Below are 26,868 nucleotides of genomic sequence, written 5' to 3'. Positions count from 1 at the left end.
TTCTCCGCCAACGGATTCTACGACCCGCTGCTACGACACGGCGCGCGATTCTTCGTCGCCTGACACGTGAAATGCCGCCGCGTGGAACGGTGAACCGTTGCCATATTGCTCGCGGGGAACGCTGGGACGGGGCGATGCGAGTGGCAGCTGACGAGAATCGATCGGCCACGCCGGATGATCACGAGCGGAACCGGAAGGTCCGCACTGCGGCGGCGGAGGAGGCGTCCAAGCACGGGCGCCTGATGCGGAGGCCTCGGAACGGGGCAGTCCTCGGTGCCCTGATGCTGCCCGGCTTCCTCGTGCGCCCTCCGACGGGATTTGCAGTACTGACGACGACTGGACGCAAGACGGGCAAACAGCGACGAAAGTGCGTGCGGGTGATCCAACGCGGTGATCGTGCCTTCCTCGTCTCTCTTCTGCCACCCGCGTTGGCGATGACGCGCCCGGATTTCGTCGCCGGCTGGGTGTGGAACATCCGTGGGAACCCACGGGTTCGACTTCGGTTGCCGGCAGGTTGGTTCGATGGACTCGCGCGAGAGATCACCGATCGCGCGGAGTTCGACGATGCCCGGGACGCGCTGTGCGAGACGGTCACTGTGTTCGACTACGGCGAATGCGCCGTGCATCTGCGCGGGTTGCCTACGCGCGCGAAGATCAAGGATCTACACCGGTACTGGTTCGACACAGGTCGGCCGCTCGTCGTCGAGCTCCGGGATGCTCCCCGGTGATCCGGCCCGGGTCCTCGGGCCGTTCGGCCGCGATTCGAGCCGAACCATTGTCACGAGGTTGCCGATTCTCGCTTCGCGTCGAGTCGGTGAAGCAGGGCGCGCGCGCCGTCGAGGAGCAGTTCGAGTGCGTCGGGATAGGCACTGCGGTCGGAGAGGTCGACGAGCAGGCCCGCGGTCGCGGCGATGTGCGGGTGCGTCTCGGCAGGCAGTTGCGCGTAGGACGATCGCCACAGTTGCCGGTCGGACTCGCGGACGTCCTCGGGTAGTGCGAGTTCGGCTCCGTCGAGGGCGGCGAACGCCAGCATCTGATCGACGAACGCGCGGTAGAGGCGCACCGCTGCGCCGTCGGGGAACCCCGCCTCGCGCAGTATCCCGAGGATTTTGTCGACGGCCGCTTTCTCCGAGGTGCGACCGCTGACGCGGCTGGCCGACAGGACTGCCGCCTGTGGATGATCCAGATACGCTGCATGCGAGCGTATTCCGAGGGAGTGCAAGTCGCGCCACCAGTCTCCGGTGGGTTCCCACCCGTGGAAAGACCGTCCGATCAGCTCGTCGGCGATCGCCAACGTCAGGTCGTCGATGCCCCGGAAGTACCGGTACAGGGTGCTGGGGTCGGCCCCGAGCGCAGCCCCGAGGCGGCGGACGGACAGGCCCGCACTGCCGTGGTGCCGGAGCAGCCGCAGCGCCGTCTCCATGATCAGCTGCTCCGAGAGAACTGCACCCTGTTTCGTCGGCCTGCGCCTCTTCCGGGACGAGTCCGACACCACCTGCTTCGCCATTCCCGGCTCCTTCCATCGGCCGCAGCTTATGCCAACACCGTTGACGGTGTAAACGGTGACGGTGTTGCATGTCACAGGCAGGGAGCGAAGCCCCAGGCCGCGGCACGAGACACCGGACCGGCGCGTGGCCTCGCGTCCCTCTCCACCCTCCAGCGAAAGCGACGCACACATGGCAGTAGTGAACAACGGCGCGGCCGACGCGCCGAGGGCGACGGCCCTCCGCAAATCCCTCGGCGTCATGGACGGAGTTGCGATCGCCGCCTCGAGTACCGCCGCGACAACCAGCATCGGTGTCGGTTTGGGAGTCATCGCCGCCGTGGTCGGCCTCCAGATGCCGGTGGTGCTGCTACTGGCCTTCGTCCCGATCCTGGGAATTGCCAGCGGATACGCCCGGCTCAACCGGGTCGAACCGAATTGCGGCAACAGCTACGTCTGGGTGGGCCGCAGTCTCAGTCCGTGGCTGGGCTTCCTCACCGGGTGGATGGCCATCGTCGCCGTTGTCGTGTTCATGGCCTACACCACCGCGATCGCCGGGTCGGCGATCCTGCAACTCGCCGGCATGGCCGGGCTGCACAGCATCGGCGGGCTCGCTCTCGATCCCGACTCCACGCTGCAGTCGACGATGCTGGGGCTGACGATCCTCGGTGCGGTGACCTTCACCGCCGTCCGCGGCGTCGCGGTCGCCGCACGGCTGCAGAAGTATCTCCTCGTCTTCGAGTACGTCGTGCTGATCGGCTTCTGCACGTATGGGCTGTTCGCCGGGAGCCAGCCGTTCTCCCTCTCCTGGTTCAATCCCTTCGCGATTCCGTCGTTCGCCGTGCTGGCCGAGGGAATGGTGATCGCGGTCTTCTTCTACTGGGGTTTCGAAGCGGCGTTCAGCGTGAGCGAGGAGGTGCGCGATCCGCGCGACGCGTCCCGCGCCGGCGTGATCACCGTCTTCCTGGTCCTCGGCCTGTTCCTGCTCGGTGCGGTGGCGTTCCAGCGCGTCCTCACCCCCACGGAACTGGCGGACAACGGGACCGTCGGGCTCGCGTTCCTCGGCGAGGCACTCGCCCGTCAGCCGCTGGCCGCGCTTCCCGTGGTGGCGTTGATGTTCTCCGTCGTCGCCTCGCTCCAGGCCACCGTGATACCCAGCGCGCGTGGACTGTTCGCGATGGGCCGGGACCGCACGCTCGGCCCGGTGTGGACCCGCATCCATTCCCGCTATGGAACCCCGGCGGCCGGAACCGTGCTGCTCGGCGGCATCTCCGCCGTGGTCGCGCTGCTGGCCACGGTCATCCCCAAGCTCAGCGACCTTCTCGGTGCGGGCATCAGTTCGATCGGTCTGGTGGTCGCCCTCTGGTACGGCCTGACGGCACTCGCCGCAGCCGTCCGGTTCCGCGGACTCCTGCGGGAACGTCCGTGGGAGGGACTGCGCGCGGTCGTGTTTCCCGCTCTCAGCGCCCTGGTGTTGCTGGCATTGGGCGGCTACCTGGGCTGGATCTTCTACACCTCGGCAGATCATCTCGAATTCAGCGCGACCAACGGTTGGTTTCAGCTGCTGTTCCCGATCCTCATCCTGATCTCGGGGCTGGTTGTGGCCGCGCACGCGAAGTGGGTCCGGCGGTCGCCCTATTTCGTCACCGGCCGCGGAACGGATGCCGACGACGTCAACCTGCTCGGTGCGCCCGCCGACGTTCCCGTGACCACCCGTTCCTGATCAGCGCGACGCGACCTGATCCGACCACCGACTAAATCACTTCCCGACAGGAGATTTTCGATGTCAGCAGAACCCGCAGATCTGGTCTTCACCGGCGGATCGATTGCCACCCTGGACCCGGCCCGCAGCCGCGCCACGACGGTCGCCGTCACCGGTGGCCGGATATCGGCCGTCGGCCACGACGAGGTCCGGGAGCTGATCGGCTCCCGCACCGAGGTCGTCGACCTCACCGGCAGGCTGCTGCTGCCCGGCTTCCAGGACGCGCACATCCATCCCGTGGTGGCCGGCCTCGAGTACGCCCGCTGCAACCTCACGGGCACCAGCGACGCCGCCGGCACCCTCGCCGCCATCCGCAGCTACGCCGACGCACACCCGGAGTTGCCGTGGATCGTCGGCGGCGGGTGGTCGATGGAGGCGTTCGACGGGGGCACACCCACCGCGCAACTCCTCGACACCGTCGTGCGGGATCGGCCGGTGTTTCTGCCCAACCGCGACCACCACGGGGCTTGGGCCAACACGAGAGCGCTGGACCTCGCGGGCATCACCCGAGACACCCCCGATCCCGTCGGTGGACGTATCGAACGCGACGCCGACGGCGTGCCGACCGGCATGCTCCAGGAGTCCGCGATGGAGTTGGTCGGCTGCCACACCCCGCAGCACACGCCCGACGACCGGCTGAAGGCCCTGCTCTACGCCCAGCAGCACCTGCATTCGCTCGGCATCACCGCCTGGCAGGACGCGCTACTCGGCGACACCTCCGGGATCTCCGACGTCTCGGACGCCTACCTGAGCGCGGCCGGCGACGGGTCACTCACCGCGCGGGTGGCGGGCGCCTTGTGGTGGGATCGCGATCGGGGCGCCGAGCAGATCCCCGATCTGCTCCGGCGGCGTTCCCTTCTCCGCGTCGGGCGGATGCGGGCCGACACCGTGAAGATCATGCTCGACGGTGTCGCCGAATCCCGCACCGCGGCCATGATCTCCCCGTATCTGGATGGATGCGGCTGCGCGACAGCCCATTCCGGCACCAGCTTCGTCGACCCGGACGAGCTGCGCGGATACGTCACCGAGCTCGACGCCCTCGGATTTCAGGTGCACTTCCACGCGCTCGGTGACCGGGCCGTGCGCGACGCGCTCGACGCGGTCGACGCCGCTCGGACGGCGAACGGATTCCGCGACACCCGGCCGCACCTCGCCCACCTGCAGGTCGTGGACCCGGACGACATCCCCCGCTTCCGCGCGCTCGGCGTCACGGCCAACATGCAACCGCTGTGGGCAGCCCACGAACCGCAGATGGACGAACTCACCATCCCCTTCCTCGGGGACGAACGCTCCCGCCGGCAGTATCCCTTCGGTTCCCTGCTGCGCTCGGGCGCAACGCTGGCGGCCGGCAGCGACTGGCCGGTCAGCAGCGCCGACCCGATCCACGGCATCCACGTCGCGGTCAATCGCGTGCTGCCGGGCCGGGACGGGCAGGGGCGCCCGGTGTTCCTCCCGGAGCAACGAATCGACCTCACGGCCGCACTGACCGCCTACACCGCCGGGTCCGCGTACGTGAACCACCTCGACGACACGGGGAGCATCGAGGTGGGCAAGCTCGCAGACCTGGTGGTCCTCGACCGGGATCCGTTCACGGGAACCGCCGACGAGATCGGCTGGAGCCGGGCGGTCCTGACCTATGTGGGCGGTAATCGCGTCTACTCCGCACCGGACGCCTGAGGACCAGCGGGAGGCAGCCCTGCTCGGCGGCGCGGATGCCGATCGGCGGACCGTCGTGGCGCCGATCGGCATCCGCGGCCACACTGGAGGTGTCCCGCCGAAGTCAGGAGACAGTGATGGGCGACAACAGGCCGTTCGGGTTCGACCCCGACGATCTCGACCGCGTGATCCGTGAGGCCGGCGAGGAATTGCAGGGCGTCAAGGACCGGATCGTCAGGTTCCTGGACCAGGCGGATTCTCAGATTCCGTGGACGGGCGTGTTCGCGGACTTCGCCCGCTCTCCGCGCGGCGCGGCGAAGCCGGAAACCGCCGGCGAGACCGGTGACGGTGTGTGGGCGATCTACACGCTCGACGACGAGGGCGTCGCACGCGTCGAGCAGGTGTATGCCACCGAACTCGATGCGCTCCGCGCGCACAAGCACAACACGGATCCCCACCGGTCGGTGCGGTTCCTCCCCTACGGCGTCACCGTCAGCGTCCTCGACCAGCCGGAGGAAGCAGCGCCACCGGAGACAGAGTGACCGAGGCCGCTCAGTCCTCCAGCTCGAGCGGCAACTCCGCGGTGACCCGCCAGCTGCCGTCTGTCTGCCGTCCCGCCTCGAGGGTGCCGTGCAGGACGGCGACCCGCTCTCGCATACCGAGCAGGCCGTTGCCCGACCCGAGCGAGAACTGCCCGGACGAGTTGCCGTTGTCGGTGATCTCGACGAGGACATCCGTCTCGCGCCGCCGCACCCGCACCTTCGCGCGCGGACGCTCCCCGGCGTGCCGCAGCACATTTGTCAACGATTCCTGGACCAGCCGGTGGACGCCGAGGCTGACCGCGGGGCTGATGTCGTCCAACTCCCCCGTCAGTTCGAGTTCCACGGGCAGGCCGGCGCTGCGCATCATGTCGACCACTCGGGCGAGGCCGGCCGTGCCGTGCTGGGGCATGTCGTCGGTCGCCGGTTCGGTGCGCAGCAGCGAGACGGTGCGCCGCAGTTCCGCCAGAGCCTCCCGCCCGGTGCTCGCGATGTTGGTGAGTGCCTGCTTCGCGATGTCGGGGTTGGTCTTCAGGGCATACGACGCGCCGTCGGCCTGAACGATCATCACGCTCACCGCATGTGCGACCACGTCGTGCAGTTCCCGGGCGATCCGGGTCCGCTCGGCCGCCACCGCATCCTCGGCGCGGCGATCCCGGTCGTAGTCGGCGACGACGAGGCGCGCGGCGACCTCCTCGTCGTAGGCCCGCCGGGCGCCGAGGAACTCCGCCGTGATCCACGAGAGCGCGAAGACGAGGACGGAGAACAGTCCGGCGGCCACCAGTTCCTGTTCCAGCAACCAGATCGACAGGGCCGAATCGACGACGAGACCCACCGCGTACACCGCGGCGGTGCTGCGGTCGACGTAGGCGACGAGCGTGTAGAGGGCGACGGCGAGCGCCAGCAGACCGGGATGTTCGGCGTCGAGGTCACCGATCGAATAACTGATGAAGGTGATCGTGATCGACATCACGAGAACGGCACCGGCCGCCGCCCGCGGGTACTTGCGACGCCACACGATCGGCAGGCACAGCAGGAAACCCATGACCAGCTGCACCCACGGCGAGCGGTCGCCCGACGCGGTGAACACGAACACCTCGAGGGTGAACAGGATCGCCGCCAGCATCGAGTCCGCAACCGTCGGCTTTCCTCGCAGCCACAGACTGAACCTCCGCATGTGCACAGCGTAAGTACCTCGGGGTGGGTGTGGTTGAGTCTGCACCATGAATGTGGGTGACTGGGCGCTTCTTCTCACCGCCGCGACGGCCGCCGGGTGGGTGGACGCCGTCGTCGGCGGCGGCGGACTGATCCTCATTCCCGCGCTGTTTCTCGTCGCACCGCAGCTGACGCCGCAGGCGGCGCTGGCCACCAACAAGCTCACCGCATTCACCGGCACCTCCGCCGCCGTCGTCACGTTCGCACGCCGGATCCCCATGAACTGGCGGCTGCTGGTTCCCGCAGGCCTGCTCGCGGCGGTGGCATCCGCGCTCGGCGCGGCAACGGTGTCGCGCATCGACAAGGACGTCTTCATCCCGCTCATCATGGCGGTGCTCGTCGGCGTCGCCGTCTTCGTGACGATCCGTCCGCAGCTCGGGACCACGCTGGCAAAGGATCCGCCGACACGGCGGAAGGTCGTCGCGGTCGTCCTGCTGTCTGCCGGGCTCCTCGGTTTCTACGACGGACTGTTCGGGCCGGGCACCGGCACATTCCTCATCATCAGCTTCGCCACGTTCCTCGGCACGGAATTCGTGCGCAGCGCGGCGATGGCGAAGGTGATCAATCTGGGATCGAATCTCGGTGCGCTGGTGTTCTTCGCCGCCACCGGTCACGTGCTGTGGGCACTCGGCCTGGGTATGGCGGTCTGCAACGTGATCGGCGCGGTCGTCGGCTCGCGGATGGCACTGCGCAAGGGCGCCGGATTCGTCCGGATCACCCTGTTGATCGTGGTGATCGCGATGGTGATCCGGTTGGGTTGGCAGCAATTCGGCTGAGCGACCGACTACGGTGGTCCAGGTGACGGCTCCACGACAGGTTGATCCGGAATTCCTTGCCCTCCCCCTGCGTTCGCTGGCGGACGCGGCACTCGCCGCTGCCCGCGCGGCGGGCGCGTCGCACGCCGACCTGCGGGTGCATCGGCTGACCAGCCAGTCGCTGCGGCTGCGCGACGGCGAAGTGCAGTCGGCGGTGGACACCAGCGAACTCGGCTTCGCGGTGCGTGTCGTCGTCGACGGCACCTGGGGTTTCGCGTCGCATGCCGAGCTGACGCCGGCGACCGCCGCCGCGACGGCGGAACAGGCCGTCGCGGTCGCACGGGCACTGCGTGGACTGAACCGTGAGCACGTCGAACTCGCCGCCGAACCGGTGCACACGGACGTCCGCTGGGTGTCCGATTACGACGTCGATCCGTTCGAAGTTCCCGCCTCCGACAAGATCTCGCTGCTCGGTGAATACTCCCGCAGGCTCCTCGCATCCGACGGTGTCGACCACGTCACCGCCGGATGCCTGCAGGTGAAGGAGCAGACGTTCTACGCCGATCTCGCCGGATCGTCCATCGTGCAGCAGCGGGTGCGGCTGCATCCGCAACTCGAGGCCACCACCGTCGACCAGTCGGCCGGTGTGTTCGAGACGATGCGCACCCTCGCTCCGCCCGTCGGCCGCGGATGGGAATACGTTGCCGGCGACGGGGTGTGGAACTGGACCGACGAACTCGCCCGGATCCCGGATCTGCTGGCCGAGAAGGTGAAGGCCCCCACCGTGGTACCCGGTCCCACCGACCTGGTGATCGACCCGACCAACCTGTGGCTGACCATCCACGAATCCATCGGGCACGCCACCGAGTACGACCGCGCCATCGGCTACGAGGCCGCGTACGCCGGCACGTCGTTCGCCACCCCCGACAAGCTCGGCACGCTGCGCTACGGGACGCCGATCATGCACGTGACCGCGGACCGGACCGAGCGGCACGGTCTCGCCACGATCGGCTACGACGACGAAGGCGTCGAAACCCAGTCCTGGGACCTGGTTGCCGACGGGATTCTCGTCGGCTACCAGCTCGACCGGGCGTTCGCGCCCCGGCTCGGGCTGGAGCGTTCCAACGGCTGCTCGTATGCCGACTCGCCGCACCACGTCCCCATTCAGCGAATGGCCAACGTGTCGTTGCAGCCCGACCCCGACGCCGACCGCAGCACCGACGACCTGATCTCCGGTGTGGAGGACGGCATCTATGTGGTCGGCGACAAGTCCTGGTCGATCGACATGCAGCGCTACAACTTCCAGTTCACCGGTCAGCGGTTCTACCGCATCCGCGGCGGGAAGCTCGACGGCCAACTCCGCGACGTCGCGTACCAGGCGACGACCACGGACTTCTGGGGTTCGATGGACGCCGTCGGCGGCCGCTCCACGTGGCAGCTCGGCGGCGCCTTCAACTGCGGCAAGGCGCAGCCCGGCCAGGTCGCGGCCGTCAGCCACGGCTGCCCGTCGGCACTCTTCCGCGGCGTCAACGTACTGAACACTCGGACGGAAGGCGGCCGATGATCGCACCGCAGCAACTCGTCGAGCAGGTCCTCGCCCGGGCCACCGTGGACGAAACCATCGTGATCGTCACCGATGCCAGCGAGGCGTCGCTGCGATGGGCAGGCAACTCGATGACCACCAACGGCGTGTCCACGTCGCGCAGCTGGACCGTCATCTCGATCGTCCGGGCCGGCGAGGACGCGAAGGTCGGCATCGTCACGTCCGCCTCCGTCGACGCCGCCGACATCGACGGTGTGGTCCGCTCGGCCGAAATCGCCGCCCGCGCAGCCACACCCGCATCGGACGCGATGCCGCTACTCACCGGAACCGACGCCGATGAGCGGTGGGACGACTCGGCGGAGCGCACCGAGATCGGCGCGTTCGAACAGCTCGCCCAGGATCTGAGCATGGGCTTCGACGGCAGCGACCAGCTCTACGGCTTCGCCCACCACCAGCTGCACACCACGTGGCTGGGCACGTCGACCGGGATCCGGCGCCGATTCGCCCAGCCGACCGGATCGGTGGAGATCAACGGCAAACGCGGCGATGCCAGCGCCTGGGTGGGCACCAGCACCAAGGACTTCACGGATGTGGCCAGCGTGAAGTTGCTCCAGGACCTGTCCACGCGCCTCGACTGGGCACGCAACCGGGTGGAGTTGCCCGCGGGCCGTTACGAGACGATCCTGCCGCCGTCCGCGGTCGCGGACCTCATGATCTACCTCATGTGGACGATGGAGGGCCGGGCCGCGGAAGAAGGGCATTCCGCCCTGTCGGCGCCCGGGGGCACCCGTATCGGGGAGAAGCTGAGTGCGCTGCCCCTCACCCTCTATTCCGATCCGGCCGCGCTCGGCCTGGAATACACGCCGTTCGTCGTCACCGGGTCGTCGTCCGAATCGGTGTCCGTCTTCGACAACGGGATGGACGCGGGCCGGGTCGACTGGATCCGCGACGGGATCGTCAATGCGCTCGCGTACCCGCGGGCTGCGGCGAAGGAGTTCGGCGCCGACGTGACCGCGCCCGGCGACAACCTGATCCTCGACGCCGGCGGTTCGGTGTCACTCGAGCAGATGGTGGCCGAGACCGAACGAGGGCTGCTGCTGACCACCCTCTGGTACATCCGGGAGGTCGACCCCGCCACCCTGCTGCTCACGGGATTGACGCGGGACGGCGTCTACCTCGTCGAGAACGGGAAGGTCACGGGCGCCGTGAACAACTTCCGGTTCAACGAGAGCCCCCTCGACCTGTTGCGGAGGGTCACCCAGGCCGGTGCCACCGAGCGGACGCTGCCCCGGGAATGGAAGGACTGGTTCACCCGAACCGCGATGCCGGCGTTGCGTGTCCCGGACTTCCACATGTCGTCCGTCAGCAAGGCGCTCTGAGGGGCGGATTCTATGCGGACGCTCGTCTAGGTGACAGCCCGTGCAGTTTCCGTTATAAATGCTGCAGACATCGCGCATATGAGATTCCTCACTCCAGAGCCGTTTCGCCGCGCATGTCATATTCAGGTCTCCAGAGAACGGGGCCGAAACTCACCGTAGCGCCGCGTGGCCGGCGCATGCGCCGAGTACGTCCCTTGCCCGTCTGACCAGGAGGTTTCATGCACTCCGATACCACCACCCGCGACCGGCTCCACGGCCACACCAAGGTCACGAGACGGTTCGCTCTCGCCGACGTGGCGCTGACGACGTTCGTCTGCCTCGTCTGCGCCACCGGAATCGGCATCATCACCGGTTCGGTTCTCGCCGCCGCGACGGGAGGACTGATCGTCGTCCTCGCGACGGCCCTGATGGTGGCGGCGGTATGACCGCGCCCAGACATCAGCGAAGCACCACAATCCAGGAGATCACCGTGTCGAACGACGTACTCGAAACCGCACCGCCCGCACATTCGATTCCGCACCGTCACCCCGACGGACGCGAGGTTCTCGCCACCGCGAAAGGCATTCTCATCGCCACCCGCGGTTACGGCGATGCCGAGGCGTTCGAGGAGTTACTCGACGTCTCCCGACATCATCACGTCAGTGTGATGCGGGCAGCTAAGTCCTTGGTGGAGTTGGCGACTCGGCGACAGCCGTGCCCGTCCGTGACGACGCCCGCACCGTCGTACGCCCTCGAGTTCAAGGAATGGACGACGCTGCTGGCGCGGTGACACCGTCCCTGTCCGCCCGGGTGAGACGCTGGTAGCCCCGGTGCGTGAGCCACTCGAGCGGCCCCCGATCGAACCGCCGCAACCACAGGCGTGACACGACGATCAGGGTTGCCGAGACCGCACCGAACAGTGCGACCGTCGCCGGCACGACGGTGGCGCCGCCCAACCGGACCGCGAGGCCGAATCCCCAGCCGTAGCAGACGACCGAGCACAGGATGTTCTGCAGCACATAGCAACTGAGCGCAGTGCGGCCCACTCCCGAGAGCGCCCGACCGGCCGGGCCGGGTTCGCTCCCGTCAGAGTAGAAGTGTGCGATCGCGGCGAGTAGTCCCAGCGCCACCACCGGAGCGGTCCCGTACCTTCCGAGGATCAGGCCTGCGTCTCCGCCGAATAATCCGAGTGCGAAGTCCAGCGGAAGTGCGATCGCCAGGCCCGCGACCATCAGGTGGCGGCGCAAGGCGCCACGGTCCGGATCGAGGACGCGCGCACCGTAGAGGTGGGCGCCGACGAGGAACAGGGCGATCGACAGCGGCAGGATGAACAGCACCTCGAGCCGGAACAGCAACACGTGGTCGGCGCGGAAGACGACGAGATCCCAGAAACTGCCGTCCGCATAGGGGTTCGGTGACGGTGGCCGCGGCTCCCGCGTGGGCGCCGAGGACAATGCCGCGACGACGAGGCCCAGCATCGCCGCGTGGACGGTCACCGCGCACGCCACCCAGACGCGTTGCGCGCTTATGCCTGTGGTCAGGATTAAGGCGACGATCAATCCGGTGAGGGCGTAGCCGGTCAGCACGTCGAACTCGGTGAACAGCAGAAAATGTAGCGCTCCGTCGAGCATCAGCAGCCCCGCGCGCCACGGGTAGCCGCCCGGCCACCGAGCGCCACGTCGCTGCGCGGAGCGCTGCTGGATGACCAGTCCGATGCCGAACATGATGGTGAGCAGGCCGAGGAACTTGCCCTGCGCGAACTGCTGCAGAACCGCCTGCACCGGGGCCCATCCGCCGGTGGCACGTCCGGTGCCGTTGACATACCCCACCAGACCCTCGACGTTGGTGAAGATCCAGATGTTGGTGGCGAGGGTTCCCAGGATGGCCGCACCGCGCATGACGTCGAGCGCGGCGTAGCGGTGGGAACTCGACAGTTGCGACGTCATGCCTTCAGCCCTCCAGTACTTGTTAGTACGATCGTGCCAACAAGTGTCCATGCTAACACGGCCGTGCTAGCATGGGAGGGTGCCGAAGCTCATCGACCACGACCGAAGGCAGCAGGAGATCGCCGAGGCTGTGTGGCGGGTGATCCAACGCGAGGGCATCGGCGCCGTGTCCGTCCGGGATGTCGCCGCGGAGGCCGGAATCTCGAGCGGATCGCTCCGACACGTGTTCGCCAGCAAGGCCGAACTCCTCGCCTATTCGATGCGGCTCGTCGCAACGCGTGTCCGCGAACGAGCACAGGCCCACGCGTCGATCACCGACCCGTGGCAGCGTGCCCTCGCAGTGCTGGACGAGGTACTCCCCCTCGACGACCGCCGACGCTGCGAAATGGAAGTGAACCTGGCCCTCGTCGCGGAAAGCCCCGCCCATCCCCTACTGAAAGACATCGCCCTCGACGCCCAACGGCAGCTCCGTGGTGCATGCGCCGCGATCCTGACCGGCCTCGCTCAACGGGGCTTGATCGCGCCGGACATCGACGTCGACGCCGAGGCGATGCGCCTGCACGCACTTGTCGACGGCGCGGCGATGCACGTTCTGCTCGGCGACACCGACACCCCGGACACCGCTCGGCGCATGATCGCCGAGCATCTCCGCACACTCCTCTGACCGTTCACCGAGATGCGGTGCCACATACCCGTTCCGCGAGAAGCCGACCCGCCCCTCATCACGCGGGCCGGTAGCGGAGCCAGACGACGCCGTCGTCGAATGTACGGCTCGCGATGGGGTCGCCGCGCTTCCTGATGCTGTGAACGGCGTTGTCGGCCAGGTGATCCTTCTCGTAAATCGTGACCGTACCGAAGTAGTCCGCGAGGACGCGGGACGCGAGCAGTCCGGCGATGACGACGGCGTGTGCGTCCCGGCGTGGGATGTTCACGCGCCGCGATCGCATGGATCGGTCAACGCGGCGACGCAGGGCGATGTGGTGGTTCATGGTGATACTCCCGTCTACGGGACATACCCACCGTGATCCCCGCACCCGCACGCCGCCAGGCCCCTCGGGTCACCTTCCCTCACCCCAGGGTGAGGAAGGTGACCCAGGGTGGGCGCGTCCAATCCACCCTCGAACGTCCGATCACCCACGCCGGTCGTCGGCCGTCACGGCGAGCCCGATGGTGCCGGTCTTTCCTCGGCGCAGGAGGCTGCCCTTCATCGTGAGCCAACCGAGGATGCCGTACTTTCGGGCGATCACGTCCCGCGTGTGATCGGTGTCGGCAGCGTCGAGGATGACGGCGCGGGCAGGAACCTCGGGCCCCTTCGGCTTGCCGCGAGCATCGCATGCGGCCACCGTCACTTCCGGGTTGCGGCGGATGCGTTTGACCTTGTAGGAGTCGGTGACCGTCCACATCAACAGACGGTCACCGTCGGCGGCGGCCCACAGCGGCGTCGCCACCGGGGTGCCGTCTTTCCGAAACGTGGTGAGCAGGACATACTTCGCGGACGACACCCGGTCGAATTCTGTGGTCACCGGCCCCATGCTAGACCGAACTGCGAAGCCCGGGCGGTGGGTCAGTCCCCTTCGAGTTCGCCTTCGGTCTCGAGATACACCTGCCGCAGGCCGTCGAGGGTCTGCTGCTCGGGGTGCTCCCACATGTCCCGCTCGGCCGCCTCGAGCAGGCGTTCGGCGATGCCGTGCAGGGCCCACGGGTTGGACTGTTCCATGAACTTGCGGTTCTGGTCGTCCAGCACGTACGACTCGGCGAGCTTCTCGTACATCCAGTCGGCGACGACGTTGGTGGTGGCGTCGTATCCGAACAGGTAGTCGACGGTGGCCGCCATCTCGAACGCACCCTTGTAGCCGTGGCGGCGCATCGCCTCGAGCCACCGCGGGTTCACGACGCGGGCGCGGAACACCCGGGACGTCTCCTCCGACAGGGTTCGGGTGCGCACCGACTCGGGACGGGTGCTGTCGCCGATGTACGCCTCGGGCGACTTTCCGGTGAGCGCCCGCACGGTCGCGACCATTCCGCCGTGGTACTGGAAGTAGTCGTCGGCGTCGGCGATGTCGTGTTCGCGGGTGTCGGTGTTCTTGGCCGCCACGGTGATTCGACGGTATGCGGTCCGCATGTCGTCGGCGGCGGGTGCGCCGTCGAGTCCGCGGCCGTACGCGAAACCACCCCACGTGGTGTACACGTCGGCGAGGTCGGCGTCGCCGCGCCAGCTCTTGGAGTCGATCAGCTGCAGCAGTCCGGCCCCGTAGGTGCCCGGCTTCGACCCGAAGATGCGGGTGGTCGCGCGCCGTTCGTCGCCGTGCTCGGCGAGGTCCGCCTGGGCATGTGCGCGCACGAAGTTGCTCTCCGCCGGTTCGTCCAACGCGGCGACGAGCCGGACGGCGTCGTCGAGCAGCGCCAGGACGTGCGGGAACGCGTCACGGAAGAAGCCGCTGATCCGGACCGTCACGTCGATGCGCGGCCGGCCGAGCTCCTCGAGGTCGATCACCTCGAGGTTCACCACGCGGCGGCTCGCCTCGTCCCACACCGGGCGCACACCGAGGAGCGCGAAGACCTCGGCGATGTCGTCGCCGGAGGTGCGCATCGCGGACGTGCCCCACACGGACAGGCCCACCGAGCGGGGCCACTCCCCGTGATCGGACTTGTACCGGTCCAGCAACGATTCGGCCATCGCCTGGCCGGTTTCCCAGGCGAGCCGGGACGGCACGGCCTTCGGGTCGACGGAGTAGAAGTTTCGGCCCGTCGGGAGCACGTTGATCAGCCCGCGCAGCGGCGAACCGCTCGGCCCGGCGGCGATGAATCCGCCGTCGAGCGCGTGCAGCACCTGGGCGATCTCGTTGTCGGTCTCGCGAAGCCGGGGCACCACCTCGGTGGCGGCGAAACGGAGAATCTTCGCGACGGTGGCATCGTCGGTGAGGGTGTCGGCGGCGTCCGGTTCCCAGTCGGCGTCGTGCATCCCCTGCACCAGTGCGTGCGCCTGCTGCTCGATGTCGTCTACGCGGGTGCGGGATTCGTCGCCGTCCTCGCTGAGGCCGAGCGCCTCGCGGAGTCCGGGCACGTTCTGTTCGCCGCCCCACATCTGCCGGGCGCGCAGCATCGCGAGCACCAGTTCGACCTCGGCGTCGTCGCGGGGGGCCGCACCGAGGATGTGGAGGCCGTCACGGATCTGGACGTCCTTGATCTCGCACAGCCAGCCGTCGACGTGCAGCAGCATGTCGTCGAACACGTCCTCGTCGGGCCGCTCCTCGAGTCCGAGGTCGTGGTCCATCTTGGCGGCGCGCATCAGCGTCCAGATCTGCTGGCGAATGGCCGGCAGCTTGGACGGGTCGAGCGCGGAGATGTTCGAGTGCTCGTCGAGGAGCTGTTCGAGTCGTGAGATGTCGCCGTAGCTCTCGGCGCGGGCCATCGGCGGGATCAGGTGATCGACGAGCGTCGCATGGGCGCGGCGCTTGGCCTGCGTGCCCTCGCCCGGATCGTTGACCAGGAACGGGTAGATCAGCGGCAGGTCGCCGAGCGCGGCGTCGGTGCCGCACGACGCGGACATGCCGAGTGTCTTGCCGGGCAGCCATTCGAGGTTTCCGTGCTTGCCGAGGTGGACGACGGCGTCGGCGCCGAAACCGCCGGCGGCGGCGTCCGCGGCGATCCACCGGTAGGCGGCGAGGTAGTGGTGGCTCGGCGGCAGGTCCGGGTCGTGGTAGATCGCCACCGGCTTCTCCCCGAATCCGCGCGGCGGCTGCACCATCAGCACGAGATTTCCGAACTGCATTGCGGCGATGACGATTTCACCGGCAGGATCCTGTGAGCGGTCGACGTACAGTTCGCCCGGCGCCGGACCCCAGTGGTCCTCGACGCCCTCGCGCAGTTCCGCGGGCAGCGCCGAGAACCACTCGCGGTAGCGGGCGGCGGAGATCCGGATCGGGTTGCCCTCGAGCTGCTCCGCGGTCAGCCAGTCCGGGTCCTGTCCGCCGGCGGCGATGAGGGCGTGGATCAGCGCGTCGCCGTCCTGGGCCGCGAGACCCGGCACGGAATCCGGCCCGTCGACCGGGCCGAGGTCGTATCCAGCGGCCCGCATCTCGGTGAGCAACCGGATCACACTGGCCGGGGTGTCGAGACCGACGGCGTTGCCGATGCGGGCGTGCTTCGTCGGGTACGCCGACAGCATCAGAGCGATCCGGCGGTCGGATGCGGGGATGTGCCGGAGTCGGGCGTGCCGGACGGCGATCCCCGCCACCCGGGAGGCGCGCTCGGCGTCCGGAACGTAGGTGGAGAGACCGTCGGCGTCGATCTCCTTGAACGAGAACGGCACCGTGATCAGCCGACCGTCGAACTCGGGGACCGCGACCTGGGTGGCGACGTCGAGCGGCGACAATCCGTCGTCGTTGGACTCCCACGACTCACGACTGCTGGTCAGGCACAGGCCCTGCAGGATCGGCACGTCCAGCGCGGCCAGTGCGGCGACGTCCCACGCCTCGTCGTCGCCACCGGCCGAGACTCCGGCCGGCTTGGTGCCGCCGGCGGCGAGCACGGTGACCACCATCGCGTCCGCCCGGCGCAGCGTGTTCAGCAACTGCGGTTCGGCGGTACGCAGCGACGCGCAGAAGATCGGCAGCGGAGTGCCGCCCGCCGCGTCGACGGCGTCGCACAGTGCCTCGATGTAGCGGGTGTTCCCGGCCAGGTGCTGGGCGCGGTAGTAGAGAACGGCGATCGTGGGGCGCTCCGGGTTCACAGCGGGGGCGAACGGCGCGACACCCCAGCTCGGCAGGTGGACCGGCGCCTCGAAACCGTGACCGGTCAGCAGCACGGTGTCCGACAGGAAGTGGTGCAGCTGGGCGAGGTTGTCGGCGCCACCCTCGGCCAGATAGTTGTGCGCCTCCGCCGACACACCGGCGGTGACCGTCGAGCACTCCATCAGCTCGGCGTCCGGGGCGTGCTCGCCGCCGAGGACCACCACGGGCAGCCCGCTGGCCAGGACCGCGTCGAGGCCCTCTTCCCAGGCCCGGCGGCCGCCGAGGATGCGAACCACGACCAGGTCGGCGCCGTCGAGCAGTCCCGGCAGATCCTCCTCGACCAGCAGCCGTGCCGGGTTGGCCCAGCGGTAGTCCGCCCCGCTGGCGCGTGCGCTGAGCAGGTCGGTGTCGGAGGTGGAGAGCAGCAGGATCACGTGTGGAGCCTTCCTGGGGGTGTCGCGCCCCGTGGCAGTGGTTCTGTGCGGAACCGTAGGTCGGAGGACGGCAGGTGAGGGTCTGGCTCGCCCACCGGTTTCGGCGAGCTCACAGTGGCGCGACCGCGCCGGTTTTTCACCGGCTTCCTCTCCTGCTGTCGCAAGTGCTGGAGATGCTACCCGGGGCCGGACGTAACCTGGGACCATGGTCGACTCCCGTTCCCGCCCCGATGCATGCCCCGGCGCGCTGCAGGTCCACCAGGCCGCGGACGGTGCGCTCGCACGCGTGCGCCTCCCAGGAGGCGTGCTGACCTCCACCCAGCTGCAGACCCTCGCGGAATCGGCCCGCGACCTCGGGAACGGCGAGATCGAACTGACCTCCCGCGGCAATGCGCAGTTGCGGGCGGTCCGCGACCCGCAGGAATTCGCGCGCCGCCTCGCCGACGCGGGTCTCCTGCCGTCGGAGACGCACGAACGGGTCCGCAACATCCTCGTCTCGCCGCTGACCGGCCGGATCGGTGGACTCGCGGACCTGCGGGATCTGGTCGACGAACTCGACCGGACGTTGTGCGCGGACTCCGCGTTGGCGGACCTGCCCGGCCGCACCCTGTTCACCCTCGACGACGGGCGCGGCGACGTCTCGGCGCTCGGCGGCGATTTCGGTGTCCATGCGGTGAGCGAGACGGAGGTCGCCCTGGTTCTCGCCGGTCGCGACAGCGGCGCCCGGATCACGACGACGGAATCGGTGAAGGTGCTCCTCGACGCCGCCCGCGTCTTCCTGGAGCTGCGCGATCAGCACTGGCGGCTGTCCGAGATCGCCGACGGGGTCGAACGAACCCTGTCGGCATTGACGCTGGCTCCGACCGCCGACCCGGTGTACGGGTTCGACGAGCATCGGCCGCCGATCGGGTGGCTCGACCAACCGGACGGCAACGTGACCCTCGGCGGCGGTCTCGCGTTCGGGATCCTCGACGCCCGGCTGGCCGAGTTCCTCGCCGCCGTCGAGAAACCGGTGATCGTCACGCCGTGGAAATCGGTGCTGCTGTGCGATCTCGACGAGTGGTCCGCCGAGCAGGTCGTCCGGGTCCTCGCCCCGATGGGCCTGATCTTCGACGAGAACTCCCCCTGGCTGAACGTCAGTGCCTGCACCGGGCAGCCCGGATGCGAGAAGGCACTCGCCGACGTGCGGTCCGACGCGCGGGATGCCGTCGCGCGCGGCGAACTCCCGGTGGAGGGCAGGCAGCACTGGTCGGGCTGCGAGCGGTGCTGCGGGCGGCCCAAGGGTGAGGTCGCCGACGTCGTTGCCACGGAGACTGGTTACCGGGTGGAGGAGCCGTGACCGCGGTGCCTCTATCGTGAGCGAATGATCGAGTACATCCGAGACGGCGCGGAGATCTACCGCCAGTCCTTCGCCACGATCCGTTCCGAGGCGGATCTCAGTGCCTTTCCCGAGGACGTCTCGCAGGCCGTGGTCCGCATGATCCACGCGAGCGGTCAGGTCGACCTCGTGGACGACGTCGCGTTCACCCCCGGCGTCGTGAAGGCCGCCCGCGCGGCGCTGGCGGGCGGCGCCCCGATCCTGTGCGACGCGCAGATGGTGGCGGCAGGCGTGACCCGGAAGCGTCTCCCCGCGGACAACGAGGTGCTCTGCACGCTGCGCGACCCCCGGGTCCCGGTGCTGGCGGAGCAGATCGGGAACACCCGCTCGGCGGCCGCGCTCGAATTGTGGGGCAGCAAACTCGAGGGTGCCGTCGTCGCGATCGGCAACGCCCCGACCGCATTATTCTACCTGCTGGACATGATCGAATCCGGTGCACCCCGGCCCGCCGCGATCGTGGGCGGTCCGGTCGGTTTCATCGGTGCCGCGGAGTCGAAGGAAGCGTTGATCGAGCACCCGAGCGGACTCGACTATCTGGTGGTCCGCGGCCGCCGGGGTGGCAGTGCCATCACGGCTGCGGCGCTGAATGCGATTGCGAGCGAGGTCGAATGAGCTCCGAAGGGCGCGTGACCGGCAAACTGTGGGGCGTCGGCATCGGACCGGGTGACCCGGAACTGGTGACGGTGAAGGCCGCGCGGGTCATCGCCGAGGCCGATGTGGTGGCGTTCCACAGCGCCCGGCACGGCAAGAGCATCTCCCGCGCGGTCGCGGCGCCGTACCTGCGTGAAGGCCAGATCGAGGAGCACCTCGTCTACCCCGTCACCACCGAGACCGTCGACCATCCCGGCGGCTACCAGGGGGCGATGGACGAGTTCTACGAGGAGGCGTCGCAGCGACTCGCCGCCCACCTCGACGCCGGCCGTTCGGTCGCGCTCCTCGCGGCGGGCGACCCGCTGTTCTACAGCTCCTACATGCACATGCACAAGAGGTTGGTGCCTCGCTTCGAGGCGGAGGTCGTTCCCGGGGTCACGTCGATCAGCGCCGCCTCCGCCGCACTGGCGATGCCGCTGGTCGAGGGCGAGGAAATTCTGACCGTCCTGCCCGGAACGCTGCCGCCCGGCGAGCTGACGCGGCGCCTGCGGGAGACCGACGCCGCCGCCATCCTGAAGCTCGGACGCACCTACCCGGCCGTCCGGCAGGCGTTGAAGGACTCCGGCCGCATCGACGAGACGTGGTACGTCGAGCGGGCCAGCACGACCCGGCAGAAGATCGACGCCGCCGACGACGTCTCGGACAGCGACGTCCCCTACTTCTCGATCGCCATCGTGCCCAGCCCGTCGAACGCCCGCCGCGACGACACGGCACCGCAGGGCGAACTCGTCGTCGTCGGGCTCGGTCCCGGCGACCAGGCCTGGACGACACCGGAAGTGCAGCACGAACTGTCGCTCGCCACCGATCTCGTCGGCTACGGCCCCTACATCGACCGGGTCCCCGAACGTCCCGGCCAGCGCCGTCACTCCAGCGACAACCGCGTCGAGGCCGAACGCGCCGCGATGGCACTCGACCTGGCGAAGAACGGGTCCCGCGTCGCCGTCGTGTCGTCCGGTGACCCGGGTGTGTTCGCGATGGCCGCCGCGGTGCTGGAAGTAGCGGCCGAGGAGCAGTGGCGCGGCGTCCCCGTGCGTGTCCTGCCCGGCATGACCGCCGCGAACGCTGTCGCGAGCCGGGTCGGCGCACCCCTCGGCCACGACTACGCCGTCCTGTCGCTGTCGGACCGGCTCAAGCCGTGGGATGTGGTGGCGCAGCGCATCTCGGCGGTCGCAAGCGCCGACATGGCCTTCGCCGTCTACAACCCGGCGTCGAAGTCACGCACCTGGCAGGTCGCCGCGATGCGCGACCTGGTCCTCGAGCACCGCTCCCCCGACACCCCGGTGATCATCGGCCGCGACGTGGCCGGCGCGCAGGAGTCGGTGCGGGTCGTGCGGCTCGCGGACCTCGACCCGGCCGAGATCGACATGCGGTGCCTGCTCATCGTGGGCTCCTCCATGACGACCGTGGTCGAGAACGAACACGGGACCAGGGTGTTCACGCCCCGGCGTTATCCGGGCTGAGTACCTCAGTCCACGCGGCCGGAGCGGAGTTCGGTCACCGCGATCCGGGCGGCGTGCCCGATCGCGGCGTCGACCACCGGTAGTACGGGGTCGGTTCGGGCGGCGCGGGTGAAGACGGCGACCGCGACGGGCGTCTCACCGGGAAACGTCACGACGGCCACCTCGTTGCGGATGGCGCCGATGGTCCCGGTCTTCCCGGCGACGTCCACCTCGGAATACGGGAACCCGGACCGGATGCGGTGCTGCCAGATCTGCGCGGACATCACGTGCCGGACGAACTCGCCCTGCGGCCCGGGCACCGCCCTTCCGGTCCAGATCGCGTCGAGAAGCGAGGTCATCTCCCGCGGTGTCGTCGCGCTCGCATACGACGGGTCGTAGGCGGATACCGTCCACGCCTCGTCGTTGTCGGCCAGCGCCGCGAATGCTTCGGCGGTGGTGTGCGCATGGGCGTCGATCACCAGACTGCGGTGCGCATCCGCTGTGCCGCCGATGATGCGCGTGCTCGTCATGCCCAGCTCGGACAGTGTGCGCTCGACGCTCGCCAGTCCCACCTGCCCGAGGACGAGGTCGGCGGCGGCGTTGTCGGACACGGTCATCATCGACAGTGCCAGATCCCGCCAGCTCAGCACCACCGGATCACGGAACGTCGACACCCCGGTCGGTCCCGGGGTGCAGTCGGCCGGATTGACCCGGACGGACGCGGTCGGCGACAACTCCCCCGATTCGAAAGCGCGGCACAGGGCGACGAGTAGCGGAAGCTTGTAGACCGATGCCAGCACCACGAGATCGTCCGCGCCGACCGCGATGTCACCCGCGTCGCCGCCGGTCGGGGTCCCGACGCGGCGAGCGTGCAGCCATCCGGTGCACCCGGCGTCGGCGAAGACGTCACGGATCCGCTTCGCCGCCGACGGCGTCATCGACCGGCCCTCAGCAGCACCCGGTCGAGGGCGGCAGCGGACGGTGCCACGTCGGTCCCCGAGCGCCAGACGATGCGCACGCGCAGCGCGAGGTCTTCGCGCAGCAGATCGACCCAGGCCACACCCGGCATCACCGTCGGTGCCGTCGCCGTCACGCCGAAATGACCGCCTGCGGCCACGTGCGTGAAAATTTCGCGCGGACCCGGTGCGACCACGATGTCCGGGTCCAGCCCTCGGGCCCGCCACAGGTCGACGAACAGGTCGTGGGCAGGCGGATTGTCCGAGCGTGGACCGGTGGCCAACGCCAGCCCGCGCAGCATCCGGACCTGTGCCTTCTTCGCGACCGCCGCCGGGTGGTCGTCCGGCACCACCACCCACCGCCGAAGCTTCAGCACCGGCCCGCTGTCGAGACCGGTGAGCAGAGCGGGATGCTCGACCACGGCGACGTCGAGACTGCCCGTGCGGACGGCGTCCACGAGTTCGGTGGTGGACGCCGTGGTCGTCACCACCCGGGTGGGCCGGGTCTCGTCCGCGTCGCGGAGGGCACGGACACACCGCACCACCACACCGTCGGCTACCGAGTGCGGGACACCCCATCGCACCACCGCGTCGCGACCGCCGGCGATGCGGTGCGCCTCGTCCTCGAATCGGGCGGCGTCGGCGACGAGAAGTCGCGCACGCGGAAGCAATTGGCGTCCGGCGTCGGTGAGTCCGATTCCGCGGGCACTGCGATGGACCAGCTCCGCGCCGAGTCGCTGTTCGAGCCGCCGCACTCCCTGTGACAGCGGCGGCTGCGTCATCCCGAGCCTGGATGCGGCGTTGCCGAAATGTCCCTCCTCCGCAACGGCGACAAAGAAACTGAGGTGGCGGAGCAGATCCATGGCGACCATTGAATCAGTTCCGGCCGCCCCCATCTCGCGACGCCATCGTTTCCCGGGCACAAAACGTTGCCCTGAACTGGGGTGATAGCGCGCCCGACTCGCGACGACGCCGCTTTCGTCTTTGCGCTATGAGTGTCCGCATCCGACATTGGATCCATGTCCACCCACCGAAATCATCCGAAGCCCAGGCGCACCGGTCGCCGAGGTGCCGTCGCCCTCGCGCTGGCTCTGCCCTTGCTGCTCGGGGCGTGCACGGCCACCGCGGAGCAAGCCCAGCCCACCACATCGGTGGCCGCGATACCGGATCGCCGGTCCCTCGACGCGACGATCGACGCCCTGGAGGCGCAGTACTCCACGCGGATCGGAGTGACGGCCGTCAATCCCGCGACCGGCGAGGTCTACAGCCACCGGGGTGACGAACGGTTCGCGATGTGCTCCACGTTCAAGGCCTACGCATCCGCGGCGGTTCTGCGCAAGACCGAGGACGGGTCGACGTCACTCGACAAGACGGTCGTGATCGAACCCGGCGACCTCGTCGAGAACTCGCCGGTCACCGCCGCAGCGGTCGGCGCCCCGATGACGTTGGGGCAGATCGCCGAAGCCGCGTTGACGCAGAGCGACAACACCGCCGGGAACTACCTGCTCCGGGAGATCGGCGGGCCGCAGGCGATCACCGCCCTCGCCCGGGACGTCGGCGATGGGGGCACACGGCTGGACCGGTGGGAGACCGAACTCAACACCGCATTCCGCGACGACCCCCGGGACACGACGACACCGAACGGCCTCGCGCAGGGTTTCCGGGCGCTGCTCCTCGGAGATGCCCTCGACACGGCGAGCCGCGATCAGCTTCTCGAGTGGATGCGGGCGAGCAAGACGTCGGACAAGCGAATGCGCGCCGGTCTGCCGACCGGGTGGACTGCCGCCGACAAGACCGGTGGCGGCGGGTTCGGCACCGCCAACGATGCCGGTGTCGCGTGGAGTCCGGACGGCGCACCCCTCGTCCTCGCCATCCTCACCGACAGCCTCACCAATCAGCAGGACGCGCAGGGAAACAACCAGGCGATCGCCGACACCACCGCGGCCGTCATCGAAGGCTTGACTGCGCCGTGAGCCATCTGAGCAAGGCGCGGGGAGCCGGCCGACCTGTGACGGCCCGACTCCCCCGCCGCCGAAGGCTACGGGCGACGGCAGTCTCGTGCACCCGTACCAAACCTCGCTCTCGACTGCACAGGTGACCCACTAGCTGGTGCGTCGAGGTGCGGAGCGAACTGCCGCTAGCTCACGACGTCGTGACCGCGCATCGCCCGGCGCAGCGGCCTTTCCGTCTTGGCGACGCGCCGCCCGGCCACCGTCAACATCGGGCGCGGAATGCCGATACCCATCACCGGCACCCCTGTCACATACCCTTCCCGGTAGAGGTAATTCGACGCATCGGCCACTTCGTCCCGGGTCAGGGGCGCGGGCGCCCAGCCAACGGTCTCACCGATGGCATCCGCGTCCAGAATCGGACTTCGGTACCCTTCCGTGGTCTTCGCGAGAAGCCAACGCAGAACAGCGTCACGAACCGCCCATTGACGATCGGTAGCTGCATTCACATTTCAGTCCTCCGGTAGATGCCGTTGATGCTTGCATGCACCATAGCCACCGCCCAGGAATAAGCAAGTTCGTGAGCGTTCTTGCGGTTCTTGGGATCTCACGGAAGGATGCTTCCAGCTCGGCACCACGTTCGAGTCGGATACCGAAGTGGACTTATCCACTTTCCTGGGTATGGTCGGGATCAGTTCGTGGTTGCCACTTCCGAAGATGGAGCGACAATGGCTGACAAATCCGCCGTCAAGAGTTCGAAACAGTCCGCACGCGCACTCAAGGAGCGCCGGGCGGAGAAGCGGGCGAAGGCCCAGGAGTCGACGGCGATCATCCGAAAGAGGAAGGGCTGAAGTCGCATTGAAGGTTCACGACGTGCTCAGCTGGCGATGAAGCGCACCACCGTCCCCATAGTCGGTGCTGGTAATGATGCGGTTGCCTTTCACTTCCAGCATCTGCACTCCGGCCAGGTGCACACTCCGCCCTTTCGGCTCGTACGGGCCCAGGCGGCCATTCAAGTGGCCGGATAGTGCGTAGGTCACCGCCGCACGGTTGCCATCGATGAGCGCGTCATCGAGGTTCGAGACCGGCGGCGATCTTCTCCGGTGTGCGATGGTCCGCGCCGGTTGCGATATCGCGGTGCCGACATAGCGGAGCGTAGAGCTTTGCGACGTCCGCGGGGCGGTGGGGCGACCCGTAACTCGAACGCGGGGACAGCGTGTTCGGTGTGAAGGACTCGCTGATCAAGAACTTCGTGGAGCAACCCCCAGGGACACCCATCCCCGATGGGCGCCGCATCGGCGACCGGCATTGGTCTCGATGCGGGCTCGACATAGTCCGTGCACCAGAACAGATTTGATTCTCGCCGTCGGTGCATGCATAGCTCTGCCACGAAGGACGAGGAGGCCCACCCCGGCCCGGCGCACGGAACGTACACAACCCTTGACTCGGACACCTACCATCCGAGTAAACTCGGACAATATAAATCCACGTTAGGAGACGGGTATGAAGATCGTCATTTTCGGAACCGGACTGATCGGGAGTCAGGTCGCATCAAAGCTGACCGAGACCGGTCACGACGTCGCTGCACTCGGTCGCGGCGACGGCATCGACACCACCACCGGCAAGGGCGTCGCGGAGGCTGTGGAGGACGCCGACGTCGTCGTGGACCTGACCAACTCGCCGTCATGGGAAGACGACGACGTCCTGGCTTTTTTCCGCGAATCGACGAACCACCTGCTCGCCGCCGAAGAGGCGGCAGGCGTCCGGCACCATGTCGTCCTGTCCATCGTCGGCGCCGACCGGCTCCCCGACTCCGGATACATGCGCGCCAAAGTCGCCCAGGAGGATCTGGTCAAGTCCGGCCCCATCCCCTACTCGATCGTGCGGTCGACGCAGTTCTTCGAGTTCATCGCCGGTATCGCCGACGCAGGCACTGTCGGCGACACGGTTCATGCGACCCCGGCACACCTTCAGCCGATCGCCTCGCACGACGTCGTCACCCGGGTAGCCGAAGTCGCCGTCGGCGCCCCGCTCGACGGCACGATCGAGATTGCCGGGCCGGAACCGCTCGGCATCGATGCACTCGTTCGACGGCTGTTCGCGGCGACCGGCGACCAGCGGACCGTGACCACCGACCCCGACGCCGGCTATTTCGGCGCCAAGCTCGATGACGCTGCGATCACACCGACACCCGGCGCCAATGCCTGGATCGCACCGACCACGCTGGACGAGTGGTTGCGCGAACACGCCTGACACGATGATGCAGTACCACCCCACAACACCGACACAGGGGCGTGGATAGAGTCGTGGCCATGAAGCTTTCCGGCGGCGTGGAGTGGGCACTTCACTGCTGCGTGGTTCTCAGCCAGGCCGAGAGCCCGGTACCCACGGCCCGGCTGGCCGAACTGCACGGTGTGTCGAAGACCTACCTCGCCAAGCATCTACAGTCGCTCGCACGTGCCGGCCTCGTCCACCCCACCGAGGGGCGCGATGGCGGATACGTCCTGACCCGCGCACCCGAGGCCATCACCGTCCTCGACGTCGTCCAGGCCGTCGACGGAACCGAGCCCGCCTTTCGGTGCACCGAGATCCGCAGGCAAGGAGTGCTCGCCGCCCCTCCAGAGCAGTGCCGCTCCGCGTGCGGCATCGCGAAAGTCATGGCCGGTGCCGAACAGGCTTGGCGCGCATCACTATCGAGTGTGACGATCGCCGACCTCGGCGCAACGATAGACCTCACCGTCCTCAAACACATCTTGGCGACGTCTACGACCTGAGGTCACCCGCGGCAGACGGAACGCGAGATTCCTGACTTCCCCCACCGTGAACCGCCCTACGATCGATGGATGGAGACCGGAACCGACGAGACCAAGACCTGTTCGTTCTGCCGCGGTCCGATCGGATACGAGATCAAGGACGCTCATGCGGGCTTCGCGTCACTGCCCCCGGGTAAGCGATATCGCGTCTTCCACTGCATGAATCGATGCCCACGATCGGCGCCGGACGGCCTCGAATGCGGACACCGCCACGAATACCTCTGACCCGTCCGTCAATGCTCGCCGGGAGCGTTCGGC

The 26,868-nt window shown here is 68.4% G+C and carries 28 protein-coding genes, 1 pseudogene and 1 riboswitch; of the genes and pseudogenes, 19 read left to right on the top strand and 10 right to left on the bottom strand.

Going from position 1 to position 26,868, the window contains the following annotated elements:
• Positions 1-134: 134 nt before the first annotated feature.
• The gene (locus JVH1_RS36685) at positions 135-728 is read left to right on the top strand and encodes a nitroreductase/quinone reductase family protein (protein ID WP_237735072.1); all 594 of its coding nucleotides are present in this window, start codon (positions 135-137) and stop codon (positions 726-728) included.
• Between the two features lie 50 nt (positions 729-778).
• Here JVH1_RS36685 and JVH1_RS36680 read toward each other — a convergent pair whose 3' ends face one another.
• Entirely contained in the window at positions 779-1,507 is a 729-nt protein-coding gene (locus JVH1_RS36680; RefSeq protein WP_009472701.1) for a TetR/AcrR family transcriptional regulator, read from the bottom strand.
• A gap of 169 nt (positions 1,508-1,676) precedes the next feature.
• Between JVH1_RS36680 and JVH1_RS36675 the strand changes: the two genes are divergently transcribed.
• From JVH1_RS36675 to JVH1_RS36665, 3 genes are all read left to right on the top strand, one after another.
• Positions 1,677-3,206 (top strand): APC family permease, encoded by a 1,530-nt coding sequence (locus tag JVH1_RS36675; RefSeq protein WP_009472702.1) that lies wholly within the window; start codon positions 1,677-1,679, stop codon positions 3,204-3,206.
• Positions 3,207-3,266: 60 nt separating this feature from the next.
• Positions 3,267-4,922 (top strand): amidohydrolase, encoded by a 1,656-nt coding sequence (locus JVH1_RS36670; protein ID WP_009472703.1) that lies wholly within the window; start codon positions 3,267-3,269, stop codon positions 4,920-4,922.
• A gap of 116 nt (positions 4,923-5,038) precedes the next feature.
• Positions 5,039-5,443, top strand: coding sequence for a hypothetical protein (locus JVH1_RS36665; RefSeq protein ID WP_009472704.1), 405 nt, complete (start codon positions 5,039-5,041; stop codon positions 5,441-5,443).
• Positions 5,444-5,453: 10 nt separating this feature from the next.
• Here the strand turns inward: JVH1_RS36665 and JVH1_RS36660 are convergent, their stop codons facing one another.
• The gene (locus JVH1_RS36660) at positions 5,454-6,617 is read right to left on the bottom strand and encodes a sensor histidine kinase (protein ID WP_029539645.1); all 1,164 of its coding nucleotides are present in this window, start codon (positions 6,615-6,617) and stop codon (positions 5,454-5,456) included.
• A gap of 46 nt (positions 6,618-6,663) precedes the next feature.
• On the opposite strand from JVH1_RS36660, the gene JVH1_RS36655 reads away from it, so the two are divergent.
• The 5 genes from JVH1_RS36655 (at position 6,664) to JVH1_RS36635 (ending at position 11,101) form a co-directional block, all read left to right on the top strand.
• Positions 6,664-7,431 carry a TSUP family transporter gene (locus tag JVH1_RS36655; protein WP_009472706.1) on the top strand — a complete coding sequence of 256 codons (768 nt, stop codon included), beginning with the start codon at positions 6,664-6,666 and terminating at the stop codon, positions 7,429-7,431.
• A 22-nt stretch (positions 7,432-7,453) separates the two neighbouring features.
• On the top strand, positions 7,454-8,974 hold the full coding sequence (locus JVH1_RS36650) for a TldD/PmbA family protein (protein WP_009472707.1): 1,521 nt from the start codon (positions 7,454-7,456) through the stop codon (positions 8,972-8,974).
• Complete coding sequence (locus JVH1_RS36645; protein ID WP_009472708.1) at positions 8,971-10,332, top strand: metallopeptidase TldD-related protein; 1,362 nt, start codon at positions 8,971-8,973, stop codon at positions 10,330-10,332. Before JVH1_RS36650 ends, JVH1_RS36645 begins: the two co-directional genes overlap by 4 nt.
• Before the next feature lie 218 nt (positions 10,333-10,550).
• The gene (locus tag JVH1_RS36640) at positions 10,551-10,757 is read left to right on the top strand and encodes a hypothetical protein (protein ID WP_009472709.1); all 207 of its coding nucleotides are present in this window, start codon (positions 10,551-10,553) and stop codon (positions 10,755-10,757) included.
• Positions 10,754-11,101, top strand: coding sequence for an ANTAR domain-containing protein (locus JVH1_RS36635; protein WP_009472710.1), 348 nt, complete (start codon positions 10,754-10,756; stop codon positions 11,099-11,101). Before JVH1_RS36640 ends, JVH1_RS36635 begins: the two co-directional genes overlap by 4 nt.
• Here the strand turns inward: JVH1_RS36635 and JVH1_RS36630 are convergent.
• Positions 11,070-12,257 carry a DUF418 domain-containing protein gene (locus tag JVH1_RS36630; protein ID WP_009472711.1) on the bottom strand — a complete coding sequence of 396 codons (1,188 nt, stop codon included), beginning with the start codon at positions 12,255-12,257 and terminating at the stop codon, positions 11,070-11,072. The two genes, JVH1_RS36635 and JVH1_RS36630, sit on opposite strands and share 32 nt — an antisense overlap.
• Before the next feature lie 79 nt (positions 12,258-12,336).
• On the opposite strand from JVH1_RS36630, the gene JVH1_RS36625 reads away from it, so the two are divergent.
• On the top strand, positions 12,337-12,921 hold the full coding sequence (locus tag JVH1_RS36625; protein WP_009472712.1) for a TetR/AcrR family transcriptional regulator: 585 nt from the start codon (positions 12,337-12,339) through the stop codon (positions 12,919-12,921).
• A 58-nt stretch (positions 12,922-12,979) separates the two neighbouring features.
• Here JVH1_RS36625 and JVH1_RS36620 read toward each other — a convergent pair whose 3' ends face one another.
• The 3 genes from JVH1_RS36620 to cobN all read right to left on the bottom strand — a co-directional run bounded on the left by JVH1_RS36620 (position 12,980) and on the right by cobN (position 17,424).
• A complete protein-coding gene (locus tag JVH1_RS36620) occupies positions 12,980-13,189 on the bottom strand; it encodes a hypothetical protein (protein WP_237735073.1) in 210 nt (69 codons plus the stop codon).
• Positions 13,190-13,387: 198 nt separating this feature from the next.
• Complete coding sequence (locus tag JVH1_RS36615; RefSeq protein ID WP_009472714.1) at positions 13,388-13,789, bottom strand: PPOX class F420-dependent oxidoreductase; 402 nt, start codon at positions 13,787-13,789, stop codon at positions 13,388-13,390.
• Between the two features lie 32 nt (positions 13,790-13,821).
• A complete protein-coding gene (gene cobN / locus JVH1_RS36610) occupies positions 13,822-17,424 on the bottom strand; it encodes a cobaltochelatase subunit CobN (protein WP_009472715.1) in 3,603 nt (1,200 codons plus the stop codon).
• 55 nt (positions 17,425-17,479) lie between these two features.
• Positions 17,480-17,623, bottom strand: a riboswitch (cobalamin riboswitch).
• A 6-nt stretch (positions 17,624-17,629) separates the two neighbouring features.
• Between cobN and cobG the strand changes: the two genes are divergently transcribed.
• The 3 genes from cobG to JVH1_RS36595 are packed head-to-tail and all read left to right on the top strand — an operon-like array spanning position 17,630 to position 20,913.
• Complete coding sequence (cobG, locus tag JVH1_RS36605) at positions 17,630-18,763, top strand: precorrin-3B synthase (RefSeq protein ID WP_011593486.1); 1,134 nt, start codon at positions 17,630-17,632, stop codon at positions 18,761-18,763.
• 24 nt (positions 18,764-18,787) lie between these two features.
• Positions 18,788-19,414, top strand: a complete 627-nt coding sequence (locus tag JVH1_RS36600) for a precorrin-8X methylmutase (RefSeq protein WP_009472718.1) — start codon at positions 18,788-18,790, stop codon at positions 19,412-19,414.
• Complete coding sequence (locus JVH1_RS36595; RefSeq protein ID WP_043777431.1) at positions 19,411-20,913, top strand: precorrin-2 C(20)-methyltransferase; 1,503 nt, start codon at positions 19,411-19,413, stop codon at positions 20,911-20,913. The genes JVH1_RS36600 and JVH1_RS36595 overlap by 4 nt, the downstream gene beginning before the upstream one ends.
• A 5-nt stretch (positions 20,914-20,918) precedes the next feature.
• Here JVH1_RS36595 and JVH1_RS36590 read toward each other — a convergent pair whose 3' ends face one another.
• Complete coding sequence (locus JVH1_RS36590; protein ID WP_009472720.1) at positions 20,919-21,830, bottom strand: serine hydrolase; 912 nt, start codon at positions 21,828-21,830, stop codon at positions 20,919-20,921.
• Positions 21,827-22,720 carry a LysR family transcriptional regulator gene (locus JVH1_RS36585; RefSeq protein WP_009472721.1) on the bottom strand — a complete coding sequence of 298 codons (894 nt, stop codon included), beginning with the start codon at positions 22,718-22,720 and terminating at the stop codon, positions 21,827-21,829. The genes JVH1_RS36590 and JVH1_RS36585 overlap by 4 nt, the downstream gene beginning before the upstream one ends.
• Positions 22,721-22,867: 147 nt before the next feature.
• Between JVH1_RS36585 and bla the strand changes: the two genes are divergently transcribed.
• Complete coding sequence (gene bla, locus JVH1_RS36580) at positions 22,868-23,821, top strand: class A beta-lactamase (protein ID WP_009472722.1); 954 nt, start codon at positions 22,868-22,870, stop codon at positions 23,819-23,821.
• Between the two features lie 164 nt (positions 23,822-23,985).
• Here the strand turns inward: bla and JVH1_RS36575 are convergent, their stop codons facing one another.
• Positions 23,986-24,306: a hypothetical protein gene (locus JVH1_RS36575; protein WP_009472723.1), complete on the bottom strand. Its 321-nt coding sequence runs from the start codon at positions 24,304-24,306 to the stop codon at positions 23,986-23,988.
• 219 nt (positions 24,307-24,525) lie between these two features.
• On the opposite strand from JVH1_RS36575, the gene JVH1_RS36570 reads away from it, so the two are divergent.
• Positions 24,526-24,648 carry a hypothetical protein gene (locus JVH1_RS36570; RefSeq protein ID WP_009472724.1) on the top strand — a complete coding sequence of 41 codons (123 nt, stop codon included), beginning with the start codon at positions 24,526-24,528 and terminating at the stop codon, positions 24,646-24,648.
• Positions 24,649-24,663: 15 nt separating this feature from the next.
• Here JVH1_RS36570 and JVH1_RS36565 read toward each other — a convergent pair whose 3' ends face one another.
• On the bottom strand, positions 24,664-24,837 hold the full coding sequence (locus JVH1_RS36565; protein ID WP_009472725.1) for a hypothetical protein: 174 nt from the start codon (positions 24,835-24,837) through the stop codon (positions 24,664-24,666).
• A 158-nt stretch (positions 24,838-24,995) separates the two neighbouring features.
• Between JVH1_RS36565 and JVH1_RS36560 the strand changes: the two are divergent.
• From JVH1_RS36560 to JVH1_RS36545, 4 genes and pseudogenes are all read left to right on the top strand, one after another.
• Positions 24,996-25,154: pseudogene (locus tag JVH1_RS36560) on the top strand (hydroxyquinol 1,2-dioxygenase); the annotation flags it as partial.
• A gap of 146 nt (positions 25,155-25,300) precedes the next feature.
• A complete protein-coding gene (locus JVH1_RS36555; protein ID WP_009472727.1) occupies positions 25,301-26,050 on the top strand; it encodes an SDR family oxidoreductase in 750 nt (249 codons plus the stop codon).
• Positions 26,051-26,109: 59 nt separating this feature from the next.
• Positions 26,110-26,571 carry an Rrf2 family transcriptional regulator gene (locus JVH1_RS36550; RefSeq protein ID WP_011593492.1) on the top strand — a complete coding sequence of 154 codons (462 nt, stop codon included), beginning with the start codon at positions 26,110-26,112 and terminating at the stop codon, positions 26,569-26,571.
• A gap of 69 nt (positions 26,572-26,640) precedes the next feature.
• Complete coding sequence (locus JVH1_RS36545; RefSeq protein WP_005246414.1) at positions 26,641-26,835, top strand: hypothetical protein; 195 nt, start codon at positions 26,641-26,643, stop codon at positions 26,833-26,835.
• Positions 26,836-26,868 lie beyond the last annotated feature (33 nt).

This window comes from Rhodococcus sp. JVH1 (assembly GCF_000280725.2).
In the GTDB taxonomy this organism is placed as follows: Bacteria; Actinomycetota; Actinomycetes; order Mycobacteriales; family Mycobacteriaceae; genus Rhodococcus_F; species Rhodococcus_F jostii_A.
The sequence above is the reverse complement of the archived record's forward strand: the minus strand, read 5'-3'. Positions and strand labels throughout refer to the sequence as shown.